Here is an 18,219-nt window from a genome sequence, read left to right as displayed (position 1 = left end):
TCCTTAATGGTCTAATTTCATCTATATAAAAGAACCTCATGAACACTCCAACTATTGTTTGCAGTTTGTTTGCCTTGGTTTCCATAGTTACCCTGGTGGCAATACGAAAATTGTTTGTGACCCAATTACCCAAAAAATTGTGGCTGGCCACCTTTGTTTTTTTCGCTTTGTATCTCTTTATTCAGATAACCAATTATATCAGATGGGAGTATTTCATCTCGCCAGAAAAAAGTGCTGATACGGCCCGTAATTTTGCCTTCGTGACCGGTGGGGTTTACGCCATTATTGCCACGCTTTTTTTCCTAATTATTGAAATTACTTATTCGAAATTTAAAAATCTACGTTCCCAATAATCCATGAACAATCCTCTTTTAAAACCTTTTGACCAAGCTCCTTTTGGACAGATCAAAAACGAACATTTTAAGCCTGCTTTCCTAGAGGCCATCGCCGATGCCCGAAAGGAGATTGACCTAATCGCGGAAAATCAGGAACCTCCCACTTTTGGGAACACCCTAGAGGCCCTTGACTATTCCGGGAAACAATTGGATCGAATTTCCAGTATTTTTTTCAATTTGAATTCAGCGGAGACCAACGAAGAAATCCAGAAAATTGCCCAAGAAATATCGCCCTTGTTATCGGAGTTCAGCAATGATATCACCCTGAACGAAAAATTGTTCGCACGAATTAAGGCTATCCACGATCAAAAAGATGGGTTGACCTTGTCACCGGAGCAGCAGACCCTGTTGGACAAACGATATAAGAGTTTTAGTCGAAATGGTGCCAATTTGAATGACAATGACAAAAAGCGGCTTCGGGAAATCGATGCAGCGCTTTCCAAGCTCAAACTTAAGTTTGGTGAGAATATATTGGCAGAGACCAATAAGTTCGAAATGCACCTTACCGACGAAGCTGATATAGCTGGTCTGCCTGAAGGTGCCAAGGAAGCAGCATCACAATTGGCAAAATCCAAAGAAAAGGAAGGTTGGCTGATTACCTTGGATTACCCCAGCTATATTCCGTTCATGAAATATGCCGAGAACAGGGTGCTACGTAAAAAACTATCCTTGGCCTTTGGCAGCAAAGGATTTCATTCGGACGAACTGGACAATCAGGAGAATGTGCTCAATATTGTGGCCTTGCGGCACGAAAGGGCCCAATTACTGGGCTATGAAACCCATGCACACTTTGTTCTGGAGGAACGAATGGCCGAAACGCCCCAAAGAGTATTGGATTTCCTTAACGAATTGTTGGACAAGGCCAAACCCGCCGCCGTCAAGGAGTTTGAGCAGTTGGCCACCTTTGCTAAAGCCACTGATGGAATAGAAAAGTTGGAGAAATGGGACAGTTCTTATTATTCCGAAAAGCTTAAACAACAGTTGTTCAATCTGGACGATGAAAAACTCAAGCCCTACTTTAAACTGGAAAATGTAATCGACGGGGTCTTTAAGGTGGCTGAAAAATTGTTCGGTTTAACTTTTAAGGAGGTTTTTGATGTGGAAAAGTACCACGAGGAGGTCAAGACCATTGAGGTGTATGATACCGAGGCCAATTTTATCGCCCTTTTTTATGCCGATTTCCATCCACGACCTGGAAAACGGGGAGGTGCATGGATGACCTCCTACAAATCCCAATACACTTTGAATGGCGAAAATAGTCGCCCCCATATCTCCAATGTCTGTAATTTCACCAAACCTACGGAAACCAAACCTTCCCTGCTCACCTTTAACGAAGTGACTACTTTGTTCCATGAGTTCGGGCATGGACTGCATGGGATGTTGGCCAATACCACCTACCCAAGCCTTTCGGGCACCTCGGTATACTGGGACTTTGTGGAACTGCCCAGTCAGATTATGGAAAACTGGTGCTATGAAAAAGAGGTGCTGGAACTTTTTGCCTTTCATTACGAGACTGGCGAGTTAATCCCAATGGAACTGGTTGAAAAAATTAAGGAAACGGCCACTTTTCAGGAAGGGATGGCCACTTTACGCCAATTGAGTTTTGGATTTTTGGATATGGCGTGGCATGGGACCAATCCGTCCGAAATCAAAGATGTCAAAGCCTACGAATCCAAGGCGTTCGAAGGCACCAATCTTTTCCCGGAAACATCCGAGACCTGTATGAGTACGGCGTTTGCCCATATATTTCAAGGCGGGTATGCTTCTGGCTACTATAGCTACAAATGGGCAGAAGTACTGGACGCGGATGCTTTCGCCTACTTCAAGGAAAATGGAATTTTCAATAAGGAAGTTGCGGACAAGTTCAAGGAACATGTACTGTCCAAGGGCGGTACAGAAAATCCGATGACCCTCTACAAACGCTTTAGAGGGGCCGAACCCAAAATAGAACCTCTGTTGGAAAGGGCAGGATTAATCAAGAAGGCCGGATAAGCTAGAATGATGGAATTCTTACTGTTAATCTTATGGTAAAGTTCCGCGCCTTGAACATTTCGTGATACTTTTTGGGGTGGTTTGTAATGCAAAATGCACGAAATCGTTAACTAAAAACCATTACATTTGGTACTTCTTAAAACTATGGTAGCGCACGAACTTCATCCGGAAAACTGGGTAGACCAATATGCAGATTATCTGTTCAACTTTGCGGTGGCCCGCGTAAGTGATGCCGAAATCGCAAAAGATTTGGTCCAGGAGACCTTTTATGCAGGACTCAATTCGGCCAAGAACTACAAAGGTGATGCTGCAGAGCGCACATGGTTGATTGCCATTCTAAAGCGAAAGGTCATCGACCACTATCGAAAAATAAACTCAAAAAAAGGCAAGGCGGAGGTTCGAGTCAACTACAATGCCAGTTCAGATTCTGAAGGCGACTGGTTGGAAGAACAGGTAGCGGACCCCTTTAGCAGGGACGGCCATAGCAATATTGAAAATGAGGAATTGGGCATGGCCATCCAAGAGTGCATTTCGAAATTACCAAAGAAACAATCCCTGGTGTTCAACATGAAAACGATTCAGGGAATGAGTACGGAGGATATTTGTAATGAACTCGGGATAAATCCGTCAAACCTCTGGGTAATGATCCACAGAGCAAGAACTGCCCTAATGGGTTGTTTAAATGAAAATTGGTTTTAGTTATGAAGATTTCATGCGAGGAAGCGGCCACAATATGTAATAAATCGCAATACAAGGAAGCGGGACTCTGGGAGACAATAAAGCTTCGCTTTCACATTTTTACATGCAAGACCTGCGCAAAATTCACCAAGAAGAACAAGACCCTCACCACGCTTTGTGACAAGGCCAACCTAAATACCCTTTCGGAGGCCGAAAAAAAAGTGATGAAGAAGGATTTGGAGCAGCGTCTTTAAAACCATTTTTTTAGCATCCAGATTATTCCCAGCCAGAACATCGGGATGGCCTCAACCCAAAAAGAAGCCAAATATCTCTTCCCCATATCAACCTTGGAAAGATACAATACTCCCAGTACAACTGAAATTATTGCCCTTCCTAAAATCTCATCCAAAGTAATTACATCTCGAAGAAAGGTGAGAAAAAAGAAAACTACCAGTAGCCCCAATCCCAGTTTCTTGGTCTTTTGAATGCCCAAAATTTGCGGTAAGGTCCTTAAATCCTTGGAATCCCATTTTAAATCCCTTATTTCAAAAGGAAGAATCAACGCTACTACCAGAAGAAAGCGTTGGGTAAGGAGAATGCCTATATCCCATGAGAATTCCATTCCGGCATCCAATGCTGGTAGTATTACCGAAAACCCAGCCCAAACCAAGGCCACGATAAAGATTTTCATACCACCCAAACTTCTCAGATTCCCTGATTTGGGCAACAGCGGAATCGCATATAAAGTCGATATCAAACCCAAAATCGTAATGGCCCACCACAAAAGTTTGTCCAATTGCAATAAAAAGTAGAGTGCAAAACCAAAACACAAAAAGCTAAAAATTTGAATGTATTTATGGTAGGTATTGGACACGATCAAATACTTTTCCGCCTCTACCCCATACTTGATGAAATTATAGCAGACGATAGTGCTGAAAAAAACAAAACCCAACAAGGAGTAGTTCGGCAAAATGTTTAGCAAAAGTAGGGATGCCCCAGTCAAAGAGGTCACCGCTAAAGCCACATGAACACTGGCATTTAGGTAAAAATCAAATAAGGTTTTGGCCCAGCGCATTAAACAAAGATCACTTTTTAAGTCCAAAGGTTAATTTGTGGTTAACAACTTTGATTTGACCTTCCACAAAATTCCTCATTTTGAATGAATTTATGACTAATTTTGTGCACTTTATAAAACTGTGATATGAATACAGATGTGTTTGCCTCACGGCACATTGGGATTACTGAAAAAGATTTACAGACCATGTTCAAAACTGTTGGAGTGGACAGTTTGGAGCAACTGATTCACGAAACTATCCCGGATGATATCAAATTAAAAAATCCACTGGACCTACCTTCTGGTATTAGCGAACATGAGTTTTTGACCCATATCCAGTATTTATCCGATAAAAACAAAGTTTTTAAAAGTTACATTGGTTTAGGGTACCACGAAAGTTTGACCCCTTCCGTGATTAAGCGTAATATCCTGGAAAATCCAGGGTGGTATACGGCCTATACCCCATACCAAGCAGAAATTGCCCAAGGTCGTTTAGAGGCCCTCCTTAACTTCCAGACCATGGTAAGCGATCTTACAGGAATGGAATTGGCCAACGCTTCCCTTTTGGATGAAAGTACCGCTGCGGCCGAAGCTATGACAATGTTATTGGATTTAAGGTCGCGCCAACAAAAAAAGGATGGGGCACTTAAGTTTTTTGTTTCCGAGGAAGTATTGCCACAAACTTTGAGCTTGCTTCAAACCCGTTCCAAACCGCTGGATATTGAATTGGTGATCGGCAACCACGAAACTTTCGACTTTTCGTCCGAATTCTATGGTGCCTTGTTGCAATATCCCGGAAAACACGGCCAGGTCCACGACTATGCCGAGTTTGTTGAAAAGGCCAAGGCAAATGAAATCAAGGTTGCCGTAGCAGCTGATATACTAAGCTTGGTTTTGCTTACACCTCCCGGTGAATGGGGCGTGGACGTTGTGGTAGGAACCACGCAACGCTTTGGTATACCTTTAGGATACGGAGGTCCCCATGCCGCCTTTTTTGCCACCAAAGAAGCCTACAAAAGAAGTATTCCAGGTAGAATTATTGGCGTTACCAAGGATACCGATGGGAACCATGCCCTACGCATGGCCCTGCAAACACGTGAACAACACATTAAAAGGGATAAGGCCACGTCCAATATCTGTACAGCCCAAGTGCTGCTGGCCGTTATGGCCGGTATGTATGCGGTATACCACGGCCCCGAGGGCTTAAAATATATTGCCGAAAAAGTACACAACAACACCCAACTTGTATCCAACGTGGTGGAGCATTTCGGATTTACGCAATTGAATTCGGCCTTTTTCGACACCATTAAGGTTGAGGTTGAAGACACCAAACTTCTAAAACAAGTTTCGGAATATGCCAAGATCAACTTCAATTATATTGACGACAAAACGATTTCGATATCACTGAACGAGGCGACAAGTCAAGAGGACATACTGATGTTGTTCCGATGCTTTGAGGCACTTACCAAAAAAGAAACGGCAACGGTGGATTCGGAAAATGAAGGCCAAGGATTTACCCAAGTACTAAAAGAAACAGTAATTACCACAGAGGGCAGTTGCATTCCAAATGCCTTGCAACGGAAATCTCCATTTTTAGAACACGAAGTATTCAATTCCTATCATTCCGAAACGGAGTTGATGCGTTACATCAAAAAGTTGGAGCGCAAGGATTTGGCCCTCAATCATTCCATGATTTCCTTGGGGAGTTGTACCATGAAACTTAATGCTGCTTCCGAGATGCTGCCTTTAAGCTGGGCCAACTGGGGGAATATCCACCCTTTTGTGCCCTTAGACCAAGCCCAAGGCTATCAAGAGGTGCTTAAGGAATTGGAATCCCAGTTGAATGTAATCACTGGGTTTGCGGCAACCTCGCTTCAACCCAACTCCGGCGCCCAAGGTGAATACGCCGGTCTAATGACCATAAAGGCCTATCACGAATCCCGGGGAGAAGGTCATAGACACATTTGTATTATTCCAGCCTCCGCCCACGGAACCAATCCGGCTTCGGCGGTAATGGCAGGCATGAAAGTGGTGGTTACCAAAACTGATGAATATGGCAATATCGATGTTGCCGATCTAGAGGAAAAAGCCAAGTTGCATTCCGAAAACCTTGCGGCTTTGATGGTTACTTACCCATCTACACATGGCGTATTTGAATCCTCCATAAAACAAATAACCCAATTGATCCATGATCATGGAGGGCAGGTCTATATGGATGGGGCCAATATGAACGCCCAGGTGGGGCTAACAAATCCAGCAACAATCGGTGCTGATGTATGTCACCTAAACCTACACAAGACCTTTGCCATACCTCATGGAGGAGGAGGACCAGGTGTGGGACCTATTTGCGTTGCGGAACAATTGAAACCATTCCTTCCTTCCAATCCCGTTGTGGAAACGGGAGGTGAAATGGCAATTACCGCCATTTCTGCTGCTCCCTGGGGTAGTGCACTGGCATGTCTCATTTCTTATGGATATATCAAAATGTTGGGGGCTGAAGGACTGACAGAAGCTACCAAAATGGCCATTTTGAATGCCAATTATATCAAAGATCGACTCAAAGGCAAATTTGAGGTACTCTATACTGGGGAACGAGGAAGGGCTGCTCACGAAATGATTGTGGATTGCAGACCGTTTAAAGCACATGGAATCGAAGTAACCGACATCGCCAAACGATTAATGGACTATGGATTTCACGCTCCAACAGTATCGTTTCCCGTTGCCGGCACCATAATGATAGAACCAACAGAGAGTGAAAGTCTGGCGGAATTGGAAAGATTCTGCGAAGCCATGCTTGCCATTAGGGAGGAAATTGATGAGGCGCATGCCGAAGATCCCAATAATGTATTGAAGAACGCACCGCACACTCTGACCATGATCACTAGTGATGATTGGGATTATCCCTATAGCCGACAAAAAGCTGCATTCCCATTACCGTATATCTCCGAAAACAAGTTTTGGCCAAGCATCCGTAGAACAGACGAAGCCTTTGGAGATCGTAATTTGATCTGCACCTGTGCGCCAATAGAGGCCTACGCGGAAGTATAGTACAACATGTATATTTAGGCATAAAACGCTTTGGTTTCCTACGAAAATCAAGGTGTTTTCTTATTGATGCTTGGTATATCGCTTCTTTGGGCATCGTATGGAATCATATTTTCTTGACTTCATTTGGCACCTGAAATTTATCTTGAATTCAAAACCTCGACATGAATATTGGTATCACCGGTACTGGAAGCTATATTCCTTCCGTAATCACTACAAATGAAGATTTTCTCCAACACCATTTCTTGGATACCAATGGTTCAAATTTTGAGCATGATAATCAAGTAATCATAGAAAAATTTCAGGCCATTACCGGTATTGCCGAAAGGCGTTATGCGCCATCGGAGCTAAAAACTTCAGACCTGGGATATCTGGCTGCTGAAAAGGCTATCGAGGATGCGGGAATTGACCGGGAGGAACTGGATTATATCATTTTTGCCCATAACTTCGGGGATTTGACACCAGGAAAGATCCAAGGAGATACGCTACCAAGTCTTGCCACAAGGGTAAAACACCTGCTCCAAATCAAAAACCCAAGATGTGTTGCCTACGATATGATTTTTGGCTGCCCTGGCTGGGTCGAGGGAATGATCCAAGCTTCTGCTTTTATCAAAAGCGGCTTGGCAAAAAAATGCTTGGTCATTGGCGGGGAAACGCTATCCAGAATAGTGGACGACCATGACCGGGACAGCATGATCTATTCTGATGGTGCCGGAGCTGCAATTTTGGAGGGAAATTCCGATTCTGGTGAATTTTTAAGTCATGCTTCAGAAACCTATGCCAATGGGGAGGCATATTTTCTTTTCTTTGACAAAACCTATAAGAATGAGGGTTGCCCAGATACGCGCTACATCAAAATGCATGGCAGAAAAATCTACGAATTTGCCTGTATCCATGTACCAAAAGCCATGAAGGAATGTTTGGATTCCAGTGGTGTTGATATCGATGAAGTAAAGAAAATTTTTATCCACCAGGCCAACGAGAAAATGGACGAGGCCATTATTAAGAGATTCTACCGCCTATATGGCAAACAGGCTCCCGAGAACATTATGCCCATGAGTATACATAAGTTGGGCAATAGTTCCGTAGCCACAGTACCTACACTGTTCGATTTGGTTAGAAAAGGAGAGCTAGAGCCGCACGAGGTCCAGGAAGGAGATGTGGTTATTTTTGCAAGCGTTGGTGCCGGAATGAATATCAATGCCGTTGTGTATCGGGTATAAGGCTACCAAGCACCAAGCACCAAGCACCAAGCACCAAGTTAATAGTATACAAATTCCAAAACTCAACACCTTGCTCCTCGCATCCAGCTACCAACTGATAACTGATAACTGATAACTGATAACTGATAACTGATAACTGATAACTGATTATAAAGTTCAAAAATTCTTATCCCTACATTCTTCACTTAACGAAATAAGAAAATCCCAAATTCCAACATTAAGTATAAAGAATCCCGCATCTCTTATCCAACATCTGACATCCAACATCAGACATCTGATATCTGACATCTGACAACTGGCATCTGGCATCCAACAAAAATTACGGTAGCACTTTTGGATTTGTATGTTTGATAATTGGTATTTTGCGGAATGAAATTGAGCGTGATCATTCCTGCCCATAACGAAGGGGAACATCTTCAGGATTGTTTGAACGCTTTTGCGTCGCAGACCCACAAACCGGATGAGTTAATCCTTGTGGATGACAATTCAACCGACAATACCTTCAAAATCGCGACGGAATTTGCCAAAAAAAATCCTTGGGTAAAAGTTCTTCAACGTAAATCCACCAATGCCCATAACCCGGGCAAAAAAGTGGTGGACACCTTCAATTTTGGCTTGAAGCACGTTTCTGATTACGATTTAATTGGGAAATTTGATGCCGACATCATCCTTCCTTCCAATTATTTTGACGTAATGCTCAACCATTTTCAAAGCAATTGGAAATTGGGTATGTGTTCCGGTTTGCTCTATGTTCGGAAAGAAAGCAATTGGATTTACGAAAACATCTCGGACAAAAATCATATCCGAGGCCCGATCAAGCTTTACCACAAGGCCTGCTTTAAGAAAATTGGAGGACTTAGGCCTGGAGTGGGATGGGATACGGTAGATGAGCTGTTGGCCAAATACCATGGTTTTGAAACAATCACGGTAAAATCATTGGAAGTAAAGCACCTTAGACCTACCGGACACGGCTATACCACCCAAAAAAGACAAAGTAAAGGGGAGGCCCTTTACAAGATGCGCTACGGAATTGTTTTGGCCAAACTGGCGGCCCTCAAAATGGCGTGGCAGGCCGGAAACCCCTGGCTCTACCATCAGGTTATCGTCGGGTATTTAAAAGCATTTTTTAAACAACAGCAGAGATATGTCTCAAGGGACGAAGGTGCTTTTATTCGAAAATACCGATGGAATGGAATATTAAAAAAAGTGTCCGCTTCATAAAATCAGCTACGAGGCAATGATATACACCTTCGAATGCACTTTTTTTTGAAAAGATTGTGTAGACAATGTCCTCTTCAATTTATACCCCAAATATGGAGGCGGTTTTGAAAAAAAACCACAAGATCCAAGATTCAACTGAACAAAAAATCCTCCAAGAATCAGATTGATTTACTCCAACACCTCCCGCAGCGGCCTTCCGGTAGTTCCATTTGGAAAGGCAATCCCCATCAAAGCCGCCATGGTCGGAGCAATATCCGGGATTTCCGTTCGGTTTACCGTACTTCCTTGTTTTACTCCTTTGCCAAATAGTAAAAGGGGCACATGGGTATCATAAATCATGGGAGAGCCATGTGTTGATCCTGTTTCATGATATGCTGTATAACCTGGACTGGGAACCAAAAGCACATCACCAGAGCGTTTTTGGTTATAGCCATTTTGAAGAATATAGGGGATTCCCTGGGTGTAATCGTTTTGCCACATTTGGGTCGCCGTATAGACCTGGTTGACCTGCTCGTACCCTAGAAGTTCCCTAGCAATTTCCTCCTGGGCATCATTCAAATCGATGTCTAAGTTATGTATGACTTTGTGATCCAAGAATACCTGATAGTTGGAAATGTTTTTGACCACATCGGTAGTGCCGAATTTGTACTTTTGGAATTCAATGAACTTGGATTTTAGCGCCTCCATATCCAGATAATTCGAAGGTATTTGCTCATCACGCAAATATGCAGGCACATTGATTGCCCCATGATCCGCAGTTAAAAATACAGTATAATTCCCTGCCCCTACCTTCTCATCCAACCTATTAAACAATCGTGCCAAATCTAAATCCAATCTCAAATATGTATCTTGAATTTCCTTGGAATTCACCCCAAATTTATGCCCAACATAATCGGTACTTGAGAAGCTGATGGCCAAAAAATCTGTAATGGAATCTACGCCAAGGGATTCATGTTCCAGTGCTTCAAGTGCAAAATCCAAAGTGAGGCTATTGCCATAAGGGGTATATTTTATTATCTCAAAATCTTTTGTCTTACTCAAAAGATTAGGGGTGCTATGCGGAAATGTTGGAGCAGTCTCCTCCTCAAACAAACCTTCATAAGCATTATTATCCGTTCCACTTTCTGTGTAAAGCGCTATATCTTTCAGGGTGGTCCATGCCTTTTTATATTCCTGGATTTTCCCAGAGGTATTAAAGTCTTTCACCCATTGGGGCAAATCCGTCATATAATACGAACTACTTATCCACTTCCCAGTGTCCCCTCCTTCAAACCAATAAGCCGCATTGGCCATATGACCTCCGGGAAGAACAGCTCCCCTATCCTTTAAGGCAACGGCAATGACTTTTCCTCGTTTTTGGGTATGTAGTCTCAATTGATCAGTAATGGTGGTGGTGAGCAATCGATGGGGAGACATTTTCCCAGCATCCGAGGTGGAACCCACTGAAAAAAGCCGATCATCTGAAGCACAATAAACCTCCTTATCCTGATACTTATCGTACCAATTGTTCCCAATGATCCCGTGAGTTGCAGGTGTAGTTCCAGTATATACCGATGCATGTCCCGGACCAGTACTTGTAGGTGCATAGTTAAAATGGTGGTTTTTGCAATTGAAACCATCCCGAATCATTCGTTTAAATCCTTCATCGCCATAGTGGTTCCAGAACCTTGTCAGGTAATCATATCGCATCTGATCCACGACGATACCCACCACCAATTTTGGTGATTGGGCAATTTCAACGGGTTGCACTTGGGGAAGGTTTTTATTCCTGCGTTGTGCTGTGGCCACAACAAATACACAAAGGAACACTACTAGGGTCAATGGTTTGGTTACGCTCATAAATCGGTTTTATCGTGGAACAAAACTATTCAATAATTCCTTTTTTAAAATTTAAATCAAGGTTAAAAACACGCCAATATTCTTATTTTTATGCCTGCAAGTCAATTTTTGGCACATGAAATACCTTGAAGCGATTGGAAAGTACTTCATCATGGTGTATGAAGTATTTAAAAAACCTACCAAATGGCCAATCATGAGATCCCTAATTTTAAAGGAAATCGATGAACTGATTTTCGGGTCGTTGGGTATTATCATCTTTATTTCCTTTTTTATAGGTGGGGTTGTTACGATCCAAACCGCCCTTAACCTCAACAGTCCCTTGATTCCAAAAAGTTTGATCGGCTTCGCCACACGGCAATCCGTAATCCTGGAGTTTGCACCCACCTTCACCTCGATCATTATGGCGGGAAAAGTAGGATCTTATATCACCTCCAGTATCGGAACCATGAAGGTTACCGAACAAATTGATGCCCTGGAGGTCATGGGAATCAATTCTGTAAACTATTTGGTATTTCCCAAGATCATCGCAATGTTGGCCTATCCCTTTGCAGTGGCCATTGCCATGTACGTCGGTATTTTGGGTGGATGGATTGCAGGTGCTTTCGGCGGTTATGCTCCAAGTGGGGAATTTATTAAAGGGCTTCAATTGGATTTTGATTCGTTCCATGTGACCTATTCCTTTATCAAGACCTTTGTTTTTGCCTTTATCATTGCTACCATCCCTTCTTTTCATGGTCTTTACATGAAAGGTGGGGCTTTGGAGGTAGGAAAGGCCAGTACCACCTCATTTGTCTGGACCAGTGTGGTAATTATTATTTTGAACTATATCTTAACCCAACTGTTGCTCGGCTAATGATAGAAGTGGAAAACATACATAAATCGTTTGGAGACGCCCATATTTTAAAGGGCATCAGCACGGTTTTTGAACAAGGGAAGACCAATTTGGTCATCGGGCAAAGTGGATCTGGAAAAACGGTATTTCTTAAATGTCTCCTAGGGCTTTTTGAACCTGAACAAGGGCAAATTTGCTACAACGGAAAGTATTATTCAGAGCTTTCAACAGACCAAAGACGGGATTTACGCCAGGAAATGGGCATGGTATTCCAAGGAAGTGCTCTATTTGATTCCATGACCGTGGAAGGTAACGTAATGTTTCCCCTGGATATGTTCACCAAACAATCCAAAGCCGAAATGCAGGACCGTGTGGATTTTGTTTTGGAACGCGTAAACCTGATAGATGCCCATAAAAAATTTCCTTCGGAGATTTCCGGGGGCATGCAAAAAAGGGTTGCTATCGCACGGGCCATCGTTATGAATCCAAAATATCTGTTTTGTGATGAACCCAATTCCGGATTGGACCCCAAAACAGCCATCTTGATCGACAATCTCATCCAAGAGATCACCAAAGAATACAGCATCACCACGGTGATCAACACCCACGATATGAATTCCGTGATGGAAATTGGGGAGAAAATCATATTTCTTAAAGATGGATACAAGGAATGGGAAGGCACCAATAAGGAAATCTTTAAAACAGATAACGAAGCGGTGACCAACTTTGTGTACTCTTCCGAGTTATTTAAGAAAGTTCGACAGATGTATATCGAAGAGCGTAATTAGCACGGACCACCAGATTGTTGGATTCTTGGATGGTTGGAATTTGGAATTTGGAATTTGGAAATTAGAAGAACCCACATCCGATTTCTGGCATCCGATATCTGACCTCTGACATCTCACATCTGACATCTCACATCTCACATCTCACATCTCACATCTCACATCTCACATCTCACATCTCACATCTAATGTCTGAAAAAAACTAATCCGCCTCCTTCACCACCAAGGTTGAATCTTGGATTCTAAGTTTCAGCCAATCCGTCAATTTTTTGGAATCTGCTTGTTTTTGATTGCTTCCAGTTCCATTCTTCCATTTCACTTCAAAAACGGGGATGGTATCCAACTTTTTAAAATCGGTTTGTAGCTGGTACGAGAAACCCAGTTTTTCAATATTGGAATAATTTGCTCTGGCTTCAGCACTAATACTCCCAAAAGGAATTTGCTTACCGGCATTCTTGGTCAGTGTGGCCACTTCTTCTTCCAAAAGCCTTATTTGCTCATCTTTATTCAAAAGTTCGGCCTTGTTTTTCTCATAGAGTTCACTCACATAATTGAACTTCTCCTGCGAATCGTCCTTACCCCCCTGTAAAATTCGGAATTCAGCATCCTTTAATCTGGAATATTCATTCTTTTGAACACGCCAAGTGTTGATCACGTTTTCAGGAATCAGCTCGTCCCCCATACAGACCAATTCGATCAAGGCAGGTTGTTCTCCCTTCTTGTACTCCAACTTTGTCAAATTATCGACATAGCGCCCTTGTGAATCAAATTGGTACACCTCAATGGTCTCTTTTATAAACTCGCGGGCCTGTTTCTTGAACAAGGATTCCTGAAACACCTGATAAAAGGTGAATCCTGCGGGAATCATTACTGCAATCCCCGTCAAGGAAGCAGCCCGTGCAATTAACCTTCTCCGTTGGGAGTTGGCATAGCGCACCATGGGGAATCGCAAAAATTTGATGACCAAAAAAGTGGCCAATCCAATAAATATCGTGTTGATGATGAAGAGGTACATGGCCCCTGCAGCATACCATGGTTTACCTATGGCCAAACCAAAACCGACCGTACAAAGTGGTGGCATCAGTGCCGTGGCAATGGCCACACCAAATATGACACTGGCAATGGTTCCTTTTTTGGCCCGTGCAATAACTAGGGCAAGTCCACCAAAAAAAGCAATGAGCACATCCCGGATATCCGGTTTAGTTCGTGCCAATAGCTCTGAGGACTCATCACGTAGCGGAAAAAGATAGAAGAACAGAAAAGCGGTGACCACACTCAGCACCACCATAACAGTAAAGTTCTTGAGGGATCTGCGCAAGGTATCAATGTCGTTGATGGCCAAGGAAAGACCCATCCCCAATATTGGGCCCATTAGCGGAGAAATTAACATCGCTCCGATAACCACAGCGGTTGAGTTGGCATTAAGCCCTACCGAAGCAATAAAAATGGAACAAATCAAAATCCAAGAAGTGTGTCCCTTGAACGGAATGTCTGCGATTATGGATTCTTTGGTGGCCGCTGCATCTGTGTTGGTCCGGATTTCCAATAACTCCGACAGAAACTTTCGGATGCTACCCAATAGGCCTTTAAAGTCCTTTTTGACCTCGTCCCCACTGTCCGGCTGGGAATTCCCGTTTGTAAACAAATGTTCACTCATACTTATGCGTACTCGTCTCCGAATTTATTTTTCACTTCGTTCAAGACATTTTTAATGTCCTGCTGTTTGGATTTGGGATAAATCAACAACACTTCTTCTTTGTCCACAATAATGAAATCCTCCAGACCATCAACTACCACAATTTTCCCCTTCGGGGAACGGATCATATTGCCCTTGGCATGCATTAAATGCACTTTGCTATTGACCACGGCATTATCCGCGTCGTCCTTATCTAATTTTTCATAGAGGGCACCCCAAGTGCCCAAATCGTTCCAATCAAAAGTAGCAGGTAGGGTAAAAATGGCTTGGGAATTCTCCAAGATAGCATAATCTATGGATATGTTTTCGGCCTTCGGATAGTTTTCTGCAATAAATGCTTTTTCATCCACTGAATTGTAACAGGATACCCCATTTTGGAACAGCTCATACTGCGATGGCTGATACGCCTTGAACGCATTTACAATGGTCTCCACACTCCACATAAAAATACCTGCATTCCACAGGAAATTACCCTGGGCCAAAAACTCTTTAGCCGTTTCATAATCGGGCTTCTCCCTAAATTGTGACACCTTTTTTAGCTCAGCGTCACTTCCTTTTTCAAATTCTATATAACCAAATCCGGTATTGGGGTAACTCGGTTGAATACCCAAGGTACAGAGCACCTCTTCTTTTTCACATTTATCAAAACAGGCCTTTACATTGTTTTCGAAGGCCTCTTCGTCCTCAATCCAGTGGTCGCTAGGTGCAACGATCATCACCGCATTGGGGTTCATTTTTTGGATTTTAAGGGCCGCATACAGTATGCAGGGTGCGGTGTTCCGCATGGCTGGTTCCAACACCACTTGTTCAGGCGTAACCTTTGGAAGTTGTTCCAGGACCAAATCGTTATAGCGCTCGTTGGTCAGGATCAAAATATTCTCGGAGGGAATAAACCGGCTAAGCCTATCAAAGGTTTTTTGGATCAAGGTTCTCCCCGCTCCCAACATATCGTGGAATTGTTTTGGATAAGCAGCGGTACTTACTGGCCAAAATCTTGAACCCACTCCCCCGGCCATCAATACAGCGTAATAGTTATTGTTCATATTTTATTTTGTCATTCCTGTGATCGCGAGTCGCCATTAGCTTCGACATTGGCGTAAAACAGGATTTTTTTAATGATTTACTTTCTAAAACGGAGGTTCAGCGTCGGATGTTATATGCACCGGCTCAACCTCGGCATTTGGTTGGAACAAATATAACCTTCCTGTAGTCAATTCCGTACACTCATAGCGCTTTACCCTTTTGTTACCTTTTTTATAGACCTTGCCATTGTGGAGCCTAAAGGTGCTGCCCTTGGGAAGTTCAAATACATAACTTTTTTTCCGTTCTTCAGGGTCAAAGGCCTTTAAGGCAATCGACAAACGGGCATCGGAGCTGCTACTGGCCTTGGGGTTTTTGAAGTGGTTGGCTATAATCGGTAACAGTTGCGATGGAAATATTTCTGGCCTGATAAAGGGAACCATTAAATGTTGAAACGTACGTTTCCATTCCGAGCCGTGTGGTTTTATAAAACGCCCAAACTTTTCAATAGCGACCAAATGGGCAATCTCATGAATCAGGGTGATCAAAAAGCGGTATTTGTTTAAGGAAGCATTTACGGTGATCTTATGGGTTCCGTCCGGCATTCTTCTATAATCCCCGTGCCGTGTATTTCTGTGACCCACAATCTTTAAATGGACCTCATGCTGGCGAATCAATTCAAGACAAGGGGCAACTGCCCTTTCCGGTAGGTATTTTTGCAAAGTGGTATCCACGGAAACAAAATTAGAGGTTTTCTCAATGGAAACCGGGCAATGGTCAATTTTGGTTTAAAAAGTGTGCCCTAAATAAGTATCTTGTTCCAATAAACCATTTCCCTAAAGGGATGCAATTTTCGAATTGCCAACAAAACCAACCAACCATGAAACGAATTTTCCCATTTCTACTCCTAATTGCCTTTTGCAATTGTCAACCTGAAGCAACCCAAACTTGGATCGTCACTCCTTACCCCAATGCGGTAACCGTAGCGCCCGGCGGTTTTGATTTTAGCCAAGGTGTACATCTTGAATCAGCGGATCCCAATTTGGAAGGTGTTGTCTCCTTTTTTCAGAAAAGAATGGAAGAAATAGGGGTTAACGTGGACAACGAATCCCGAAAAAAAATACATTTGGAGCTTGCTGCAGGGGATGAAAAAAAACAAGAGGCCTATGCTTTAAAAATCGGCAAAACAAGAATCCAGCTTACCGCTTCCCATCCCAAAGGGATTTTTTATGGGATGATGACGCTTTGGCAACAATTGAGGCTCTCTAAAAATATGTCGGTTCCACGTGGGTTTGTAGAGGATGTTCCCAGATATGGGCACCGAGGTTTTATGCTGGACGAATCCCGGCATTTCTTTGGAAAGGAAAAGGTAAAGCAGCTTATCGACCTGATGGCCGTGCTCAAATTGAACACTTTTCACTGGCACCTTACGGATTCCCCGGGATGGCGTATTGAAATTAAGGCATATCCCAAGCTCACCACCGTAGGTGGCATAGGGAATCATACCAATCCGGATGCTCCTGCACGATTTTATACCCAGGAAGATATCAAGGAAATTGTGGCCTATGCAGCCGAAAGACAGGTAGAGATCATTCCTGAAATTGATATGCCCGGACATGCGACGGCGGCCAACAGGGCCTATCCTGAATTCTCTGGCGGTGGTAGTGAAAAACATCCCGAGTTTACCTTTGATCCCGGAAAGGAGGGCACTTATCACTATTTGACAACCATTTTGGAAGAAGTAGCTTCCTTGTTCCCTTCAGAATACATTCATTTGGGTGGGGATGAAGTCCATTTTGGGAACGAAAAATGGAAAACCAATGATTCCATCCAAGCTCTAATGCGACGGGAGCAACTATCCACTTTGGTGGATGTGGAACACTATTTTATCAGAAGAATGGCAGACCAATTGACCCAAATGGACAAGAAACTTGCTGGCTGGGACGAAATTGTGGAATCTGATGTTTCCAAGCAGGGTTCCGTGGTGTATTGGTGGCGGCACGACAAGGGGGATCAATTGCAAAAATCCCTGGATAAGGGGTACGCAACCGTGCTCTGCCCCAGAGTCCCACTCTATTTTGATTTTGTGCAGCACGATTCCCATGAAAATGGCAGGCGTTGGGACGGGTTTGGTACGCTGGAAGATGTTTATGCCTACCCAGAGAGCACCCATAAATTTACTGAGGCTGAAGCCAAACTCATTGAAGGTATCCAAGGCAATCTCTGGACGGAAAGGTTCGATTCCGATATTTGGGTGGACTATATGACCTTTCCTAGAATGGTGGCCCTTGCCGAATCGGCTTGGACATCGAAAGACAATAAAAACCTTGAACGGTTCAACACCAATCTTTTGCCATTCCATAACTTTTTAGAATCGCTGGGTATTGGGTATTTTAATAGTTTTGACCCAACGCTTACCCCTGAACCTGAGCACTAAAG

Annotated in this window: 15 protein-coding genes; 10 read left to right on the top strand and 5 right to left on the bottom strand. The window is 43.3% G+C overall.

Annotated features, from left to right (window positions below; genetic code table 11):
- The first annotated feature begins 38 nt into the window (after positions 1–38).
- From M3P07_RS00285 to M3P07_RS00270, 4 genes are all read left to right on the top strand, one after another.
- Positions 39–353 carry a hypothetical protein gene (locus tag M3P07_RS00285; RefSeq protein WP_249967900.1) on the top strand — a complete coding sequence of 105 codons (315 nt, stop codon included), beginning with the start codon at positions 39–41 and terminating at the stop codon, positions 351–353.
- A 3-nt stretch (positions 354–356) separates the two neighbouring features.
- Positions 357–2,387, top strand: a complete 2,031-nt coding sequence (locus M3P07_RS00280) for a M3 family metallopeptidase (protein ID WP_249967899.1) — start codon at positions 357–359, stop codon at positions 2,385–2,387.
- Positions 2,388–2,531: 144 nt separating this feature from the next.
- Positions 2,532–3,086: a sigma-70 family RNA polymerase sigma factor gene (locus tag M3P07_RS00275; protein WP_249967898.1), complete on the top strand. Its 555-nt coding sequence runs from the start codon at positions 2,532–2,534 to the stop codon at positions 3,084–3,086.
- Positions 3,087–3,088: 2 nt separating this feature from the next.
- Positions 3,089–3,319, top strand: a complete 231-nt coding sequence (locus M3P07_RS00270) for a hypothetical protein (RefSeq protein ID WP_249967897.1) — start codon at positions 3,089–3,091, stop codon at positions 3,317–3,319.
- Here the strand turns inward: M3P07_RS00270 and M3P07_RS00265 are convergent.
- Positions 3,316–4,140, bottom strand: coding sequence for a UbiA prenyltransferase family protein (locus M3P07_RS00265; protein WP_249967896.1), 825 nt, complete (start codon positions 4,138–4,140; stop codon positions 3,316–3,318). The two genes, M3P07_RS00270 and M3P07_RS00265, sit on opposite strands and share 4 nt — an antisense overlap.
- Before the next feature lie 126 nt (positions 4,141–4,266).
- Between M3P07_RS00265 and gcvP the strand changes: the two genes are divergently transcribed.
- The 3 genes from gcvP (at position 4,267) to M3P07_RS00250 (ending at position 9,608) form a co-directional block, all read left to right on the top strand.
- On the top strand, positions 4,267–7,167 hold the full coding sequence (gene gcvP / locus M3P07_RS00260) for an aminomethyl-transferring glycine dehydrogenase (protein WP_249967895.1): 2,901 nt from the start codon (positions 4,267–4,269) through the stop codon (positions 7,165–7,167).
- Between the two features lie 161 nt (positions 7,168–7,328).
- Positions 7,329–8,387, top strand: coding sequence for a 3-oxoacyl-ACP synthase III family protein (locus tag M3P07_RS00255; protein ID WP_249967894.1), 1,059 nt, complete (start codon positions 7,329–7,331; stop codon positions 8,385–8,387).
- Between the two features lie 369 nt (positions 8,388–8,756).
- Positions 8,757–9,608 carry a glycosyltransferase family 2 protein gene (locus M3P07_RS00250; RefSeq protein ID WP_249967893.1) on the top strand — a complete coding sequence of 284 codons (852 nt, stop codon included), beginning with the start codon at positions 8,757–8,759 and terminating at the stop codon, positions 9,606–9,608.
- A gap of 168 nt (positions 9,609–9,776) precedes the next feature.
- On the opposite strand, the gene pafA is transcribed toward M3P07_RS00250, so the two are convergent.
- Complete coding sequence (gene pafA / locus M3P07_RS00245) at positions 9,777–11,447, bottom strand: alkaline phosphatase PafA (protein WP_249967892.1); 1,671 nt, start codon at positions 11,445–11,447, stop codon at positions 9,777–9,779.
- Between the two features lie 115 nt (positions 11,448–11,562).
- Here pafA and M3P07_RS00240 point away from each other — a divergent pair, with 115 nt between their 5' ends.
- Both M3P07_RS00240 and M3P07_RS00235 read left to right on the top strand, forming a co-directional pair.
- Positions 11,563–12,300, top strand: a complete 738-nt coding sequence (locus M3P07_RS00240; RefSeq protein WP_249967891.1) for an MlaE family ABC transporter permease — start codon at positions 11,563–11,565, stop codon at positions 12,298–12,300.
- Complete coding sequence (locus M3P07_RS00235; protein WP_249967890.1) at positions 12,300–13,067, top strand: ABC transporter ATP-binding protein; 768 nt, start codon at positions 12,300–12,302, stop codon at positions 13,065–13,067. Before M3P07_RS00240 ends, M3P07_RS00235 begins: the two co-directional genes overlap by 1 nt.
- Positions 13,068–13,266: 199 nt before the next feature.
- On the opposite strand, the gene M3P07_RS00230 is transcribed toward M3P07_RS00235, so the two are convergent.
- The 3 genes from M3P07_RS00230 to M3P07_RS00220 form a co-directional block, all read right to left on the bottom strand.
- Positions 13,267–14,721: a DUF389 domain-containing protein gene (locus tag M3P07_RS00230; protein ID WP_249967889.1), complete on the bottom strand. Its 1,455-nt coding sequence runs from the start codon at positions 14,719–14,721 to the stop codon at positions 13,267–13,269.
- 2 nt (positions 14,722–14,723) lie between these two features.
- A complete protein-coding gene (locus tag M3P07_RS00225) occupies positions 14,724–15,803 on the bottom strand; it encodes a mannose-1-phosphate guanylyltransferase (RefSeq protein WP_249967888.1) in 1,080 nt (359 codons plus the stop codon).
- 84 nt (positions 15,804–15,887) lie between these two features.
- Positions 15,888–16,514 (bottom strand): SprT-like domain-containing protein, encoded by a 627-nt coding sequence (locus M3P07_RS00220; RefSeq protein ID WP_249967887.1) that lies wholly within the window; start codon positions 16,512–16,514, stop codon positions 15,888–15,890.
- A gap of 146 nt (positions 16,515–16,660) precedes the next feature.
- Here M3P07_RS00220 and M3P07_RS00215 point away from each other — a divergent pair, with 146 nt between their 5' ends.
- Positions 16,661–18,217, top strand: a complete 1,557-nt coding sequence (locus tag M3P07_RS00215; protein WP_249967886.1) for a beta-N-acetylhexosaminidase — start codon at positions 16,661–16,663, stop codon at positions 18,215–18,217.
- Positions 18,218–18,219 lie beyond the last annotated feature (2 nt).

It is taken from the genome of Flagellimonas myxillae, from assembly GCF_023502235.1.
Classification (GTDB): domain Bacteria; phylum Bacteroidota; class Bacteroidia; order Flavobacteriales; family Flavobacteriaceae; genus Flagellimonas; species Flagellimonas myxillae.
Note: the sequence above shows the minus strand (reverse complement) of the source record. Positions and strands in the feature narration are given on the sequence as shown.